The sequence below is a fragment of the Mesorhizobium sp. M2C.T.Ca.TU.002.02.1.1 genome, assembly GCF_003997225.1.
Window position 1 is genome coordinate 1 of the sequence record NZ_RZTO01000389.1, and the last position, 5,623, is coordinate 5,623.

General features: G+C 66.0%; 4 protein-coding genes and 1 pseudogene. All 5 read left to right on the plus strand.

Features of this window, described 5'->3' with window-relative positions:
* A partial coding sequence (locus EOD07_RS20090; RefSeq protein ID WP_127236708.1) for a M20/M25/M40 family metallo-hydrolase occupies positions 1 to 176 on the plus strand: 176 nt, incomplete at its 5' end.
* A gap of 201 nt (positions 177 to 377) precedes the next feature.
* Positions 378 to 1,574 carry a diaminopropionate ammonia-lyase gene (locus tag EOD07_RS20095; protein ID WP_127236709.1) on the plus strand — a complete coding sequence of 399 codons (1,197 nt, stop codon included), beginning with the start codon at positions 378 to 380 and terminating at the stop codon, positions 1,572 to 1,574.
* 45 nt (positions 1,575 to 1,619) lie between these two features.
* A complete protein-coding gene (locus tag EOD07_RS20100; protein WP_127236710.1) occupies positions 1,620 to 2,780 on the plus strand; it encodes a M20 aminoacylase family protein in 1,161 nt (386 codons plus the stop codon).
* Between the two features lie 98 nt (positions 2,781 to 2,878).
* Positions 2,879 to 4,972 (plus strand): EAL domain-containing protein, encoded by a 2,094-nt coding sequence (locus EOD07_RS20105; RefSeq protein WP_127236711.1) that lies wholly within the window; start codon positions 2,879 to 2,881, stop codon positions 4,970 to 4,972.
* Between the two features lie 266 nt (positions 4,973 to 5,238).
* Positions 5,239 to 5,623: pseudogene (locus tag EOD07_RS20110) on the plus strand (hypothetical protein); the annotation flags it as partial.

Below are 5,623 nucleotides of genomic sequence, written 5' to 3' on the forward strand. Positions count from 1 at the left end.
CCTCGGGCGCCGGCCACGACGCGCAGATGATCGCGCGCATCGCGCCGTCGGCGATGATCTTCGTGCCGAGCCGGGGCGGCATCAGCCACAGCCCCGCCGAATTCACCGCTCCCGACGAGCTGGTTGCCGGCGCCAACATCCTGCTCGGCGTCGCCGCCCGGCTGGCGGCCGACTGATCGCGGAAGGAACGCAGATGGGTGCAGCGGCAGCGAAATACCACCAAAAATAGTCATGTTGGCTGTATCGGGTGCTTCCGAACCGAACATTCGGCGACATCCAATCGAAACAAACTTCAATCACTTAGCCAATTAAAGCGCGCAGAATCGCGCCGGAGTCGCGCCCGCCAAACGAGTTCAGTGCCTTGCAGGAAGACTAGCATGCTGCTTCTCAACCAACGTCCAGAATACAACCAGCCGTTGGTTGCCGCCGATGCAGAGGCACTCGGCATGGCTGGCGGCGAGCGGGCCGAGCATTACCTCAAGGCGCGCCACGACCATGCCGAGACACCGCTGCACGCCTTGCCGGCGTTGGCCGACGAGCTCGGCATCGCGGCGCTTCATGTCAAGGATGAAGGCCAGCGTCTGGGCCTTGGCAGCTTCAAGGCGCTGGGCGGCGCCTATGCCGTCATGCGGCTGGTGCTGGAGGAGGCCGGCAAGTGGCTCGGGCGCGATGTCGATATCAGCGAGATAAACGACGCCCGGGTGCGCCAGATCGCGTCCGGCATGATCTTCGTCTGCGCCACCGACGGCAACCATGGCCGCTCCGTGGCGCAGGGCGCCAGCCTCGTCGGCGCGCGTTCGGTGATCTTCGTCCATGCCGGTGTCAGTGCCGAGCGCGTCGCGGCCATCGCCCGCTTCGGCGCCGAGATCGTTGAGGTCGAGGGCGGCTATGACCATGCGGTGCGCGAAGTCGCGCGCGTCGGCGCTGAGCGCGGCTGGAAGATCATCTCCAACACGTCCTGGCTCGGCTATGAACGCGTCCCTGGGCTCGTCATGCAGGGCTATACCGTGATCGTGCGCGAGACGCTGCGGCGCATGGCCGAGCCACCAACGCATGTCTTCCTGCAGGCCGGCGTCGGCGGCTTCGCGGCGGCGGTCGCCGGCCATATGGCCGTCATGCTTGGCTCCAGGCGGCCGAAGGCCGTGGTGGTCGAGCCGCGGCGCTCGGCTTGCATCTACGCATCGGCCGAGGCCGGACGTCCGGCGACGGTCGCAAAGCAGGAGCCGACCGTGATGACGATGCTCGAATGCGCCGAGCCCTCTCTCGTCGCCTGGCGCGTGCTGGCGCGCGTCGGCGATGCCTTCATGACGGTGGACGAAGAGGACGCGGTCGCGGTGATGAAGCGGCTGGCGCGGCCCCTGGGCAGCGATCCCGCGATCGTCTCCGGAGAGAGCGGCGGGGCAGGCCTGGCCGGGCTGGTCCGCGCCGCCGGCGACCGGCGTATACGCGCCGCACTCGGCCTCGATACGCACTCGCGCGTGCTCGTCATCAACTCCGAGGGCGCGACTGACCATGGCCGCTTTGCCGAGCTGGTCGGGATGGCGCCGGAAGAGGTGTTCCTGCAGAGTGCTTGAGAGCAATTCCGGTTCTCCGTGTTAAGAAGAGGCTTGGAGCGACCGATGGCTGAACTCGACCAACAGGCACTGCACAGCGAGATGGCGGCGTGGCGGCGTGATCTCCACGCTCATCCCGAGTTCGGCTTCGAGGAAAGACGCACCGCCGCCTTCGTGGCGGAAAAACTCCGCGCGTTCGGACTGGAGGTGGCCGAAGGCGTCGGCGGCACCGGCGTCGTCGGCACGCTGACCCGCGGCAGCGGCAACCGGGCCATCGCGCTCCGCGCCGACATGGATGCGCTGCGCATCGCCGAGCAGGGCAAGCAAGCCTGGCGCTCGCAGACACCCGGCACCATGCATGCCTGTGGCCATGATGGCCACACCTCGATGCTGCTCGGCGCGGCCAAACTGCTCGCCAACGAAGGCGGCTTCGATGGTACGGTGCGCTTCATCTTCCAGCCGGCCGAGGAATGGGGCAGGGGCGCGCTGGCCATGCTGGACGACGGCCTGCTCGAGCGCTTTCCCTTCGAGGAGATCTTCGGGCTGCACAACATGCCGGGCCTTCCCATCGGCCATTTCGAGACCCGCAGCGGCCCGGTCATGTCGGCCGAGGACAATTTCGAGATCGTACTCAAAGGCCTCGGTGGCCACGCGGCGCGGCCGCATGCCGGCCAGGAGACGCTGGTCGCGGCCTGCGCGCTGGTGGTCAACCTGCAGACCATCGTCTCGCGGCGCCTGAGTCCGGCCGATGTCGGTGTCGTCTCGGTGACCGAGCTCATCACCGACGGCACCCGCAATGCGCTGCCGGGGCTGGCGCGCATCCTGGGCGATTGCCGCAGTTTCCGGTCCGAGGTGAGCGCCGCGATCGAAAAGGAGATGCGCCGCATCGCCGAGGGCATCGCCCAGGCCTATAACGTTGCTGCTGAAATCACTTACACGCGCGAGTTCGTGCCGTTGATCAACGACGCGGCGCTTGTCGACGAGGCATTCGCTGCCGCGCGCATGGTGCTGGCGAACAATGTTGTTCACGTTGCGGCGGAGCCCATGACCGCGTCGGAGGACTTCGCCCGCTTCCTCGCCCATGTCCCTGGCTGCTTCGTCTTCATGGGCAATGGCGACACCGCGCCGCTGCACAATCCTGCCTACGATTTCAACGACGAAGGCCTGCTGCACGGCGCGCGGTTCCATGCGGCGGTGGCGAGGCGGCGGTTGGCGCTGGGCAGTTAGCAATCCCCCGCAAGGGGGAGATTAGCTGCCCCCACCCGGTAACTCTTTCTTCTCTGCTTTCATGCAGTATTGCCGGGACAGGACGGCAAGAACAAAGAATGGCGGACGACAATAAACGCAACGGCAAGTTCTGGGCGCTGGCGCTTGACCGGGCTCAACTCGGCCTGTGGGACTGGAATCTGTCGACCGGCGATTGCTATTATTCGCCGACCTGGTCGAAGATGCTGGGCTACGAGGAGGGCGAGCTTGCCAACACGTCCGATCTCTGGCTGAAGCTGACCCATCCCGACGACCGCCAACGCGCGCAGGAAAGCGGCGACCGGCATATTGCGGGCCTCGTCGATTCCATCGAGACGGAGCTGCGCCTGCGCCACAAGGACGGCCACTGGGTCTGGGTGCTCGACCGCGGCGGCATCGTCGAGCGCGACGCTGACGGCAAGCCGCTCAGGCTGATGGGCGTGCAGACCGACATCACCCGGCAGAAGGAAGCCGAAGCGGCGCTGGAGCAGATCAACGTCCGCTTCCGTCTCGCGCTCGCCGCCAGCGGCACGGGCATCTGGCACTTCGATATCGGCACCCAGAAAAGCTATTGGGACGCCCGCACGCGCGAGATATTCGGCGTCGTCACTGACCACGACGAGGTGGCCGCCGACTTCTGGCATACTTTCCTGCATCCGCAGGACAAGGAAGTCGCCGAGCGTGCCCACGATGTGCCGGTCGGCTCTGAGGGCGTCGCGGCCGTGCAATATCGCATCGTCCGCCGCGACGGTGAAATCCGTCACGTCGAGTCGCTTGTGCGCTTCATCGCTGCGGGCTCAGCCGGCCAGATTTTGGGCACGGTGCGCGACATCACCGAGGAGAAGAGGCGCGCCGAGGAGCTTGCCTTCGCCGCGCGCCACGACGCGTTGACCGGGCTGCTCAACCGCGCGGCCTTCGACCGGCTGCTTGCCGAGAACATCGCCATGGCCGAGCGGCTGCCACTCGCCGTATTCTATGTCGACCTCGACTACTTCAAGGCGCTCAACGACTATGCCGGCCATGCCGCCGGCGACGTGGCGCTGAAGAGCGTCGCGGCGGGCATCCTCGCCAGCCTGCCCGCTTCGGCGCATGCGGCGCGGCTTGGCGGGGACGAATTCGCGCTTTTGGTGCCGAACTGCAATGACGCTTGCGCCGAACGTCTTGCCCGCGCCGTGCTTGCCGCCGTGCGCGGCGCCGATCTCGGCCCGGCCGTCACTTCGCGCAGGCTTGCCGCCAGCATCGGCATCGCCTTTGTGCGCGACCGCAACATGAGCGTGGCCGATGCGCTCGCCTGCGCCGACGATGCCTGCTACGCCGCCAAGGCCGGCGGCCGCAACCGCTTCGCGGTGTTCTCGCCGGAGACCACGTTGGGCGCCGCCGGCCTCAACGCCGCACGGCTGGCGGCCGACCTGGTCGATGCGATGGAGGACGGCCGGCTGAAGCTGTTCGGTCAGGAAATCCACCGGCTCGGCCAGCCATGGGAAGACAGCCGCCATGTCGAAGTGCTGGCCAGGCTCGAGGCTCGCACCGGCAACATGATCCCGCCCGGCGATTTCATGCCGGTCGCCGAACGCTTCGGCCTTGCTGCCCGGCTCGACCGTTGGATCATCCGCACCGCGCTGAGGCGCCATGGCGATGCGATGCGAGCGGGGGCCATCGCGCTCGACTTCAATTTGTCGGCGCAGACGCTTTCCGATCCGGAACTTTGGGATTTCGTCGACGAGGCCATCGCCGAGAGCGGCGCGTCACCGTCGGCCGTCGGCTTCGAGATCACCGAGACGGCCGCCGTCACCAATTTCGACGCGGCGGCGGAGTTCGTGCGCCGGGCGCGCGAACGCCGTTGCCGCGTCAGTCTCGACGACTTCGGCGCTGGCATGAGCTCCTTCGAATATCTCAGGCGCTTTCCCATAGATGCGATCAAGATCGACGGTTCGTTCGTCGAGCACATCGCCGACAGCCCGTTCGATCGCGAGATCGTCTCGGCGATCACCGGCATCGCCCGATCGATGGGCGCCGCTGTGGTGGCCGAAAAGGTCGAGGAGAAAAACGCGCTGGAGATCCTTATGGGCATGGGCGTCGCCTATGGCCAGGGCTATTTCCTGCACCGGCCCGAGCCGCTGGAGGCGATCGTGGCGAGGGCGAGGGGCGGCGCGCGGGAGATGCGGGCAGGCTGATATCGCCAGGTTCCCATGTTGGGAAAGCGCCTGGGCGGGGGCGGTGCTGCCTTGCCAGGATGGCGATCTTGCATAGGCTCCGTCCGGGATTTTGCCAAACAAGGCGATAGACCGGTTCGCCATTTCGTTAAATGATGAACGGTTGCTCTGTCGAATTCTTAGGACAACTGGGTTACTGCCTGCGAACTGTTCCGCTCGGGACATGATGTCTTGGGTCGACCGCCCGGCGTCCGAACCATGATGGACCGGCGCCTGCGAGACCGGCAATGTCTTCACCGCTCGACAGCACCAGGCTTGTGATCCTGCAGCAGCAACGCCTGCCGTCGACTCCCAGAGCGGCGGCAAGCATCGGCATCGCCTCCAGGCTCACGACTTCACCGCTGATGCCGGCTGAGCCCGCAGCATCGCCATCCATGTTCAGCGTCGACAACCTCAACATCACAGCCATGAAGGTCCGGCTGATGGAGCGCGCTGGCAAGGAGTTTGGCGTCGATCAGACCGACTACGAGTCCGTGTCTTCCTATGGGGCGGCGATCAAGAACGCCATCGAAGCGTTGAAAGGGCAATCTCCATCGGCGATTGCCGAAATCGAGAGACAGCTTGGGCTGGATCAACTTGGCGTTTCTCTCGATACGCTTGTCAATGCTATAG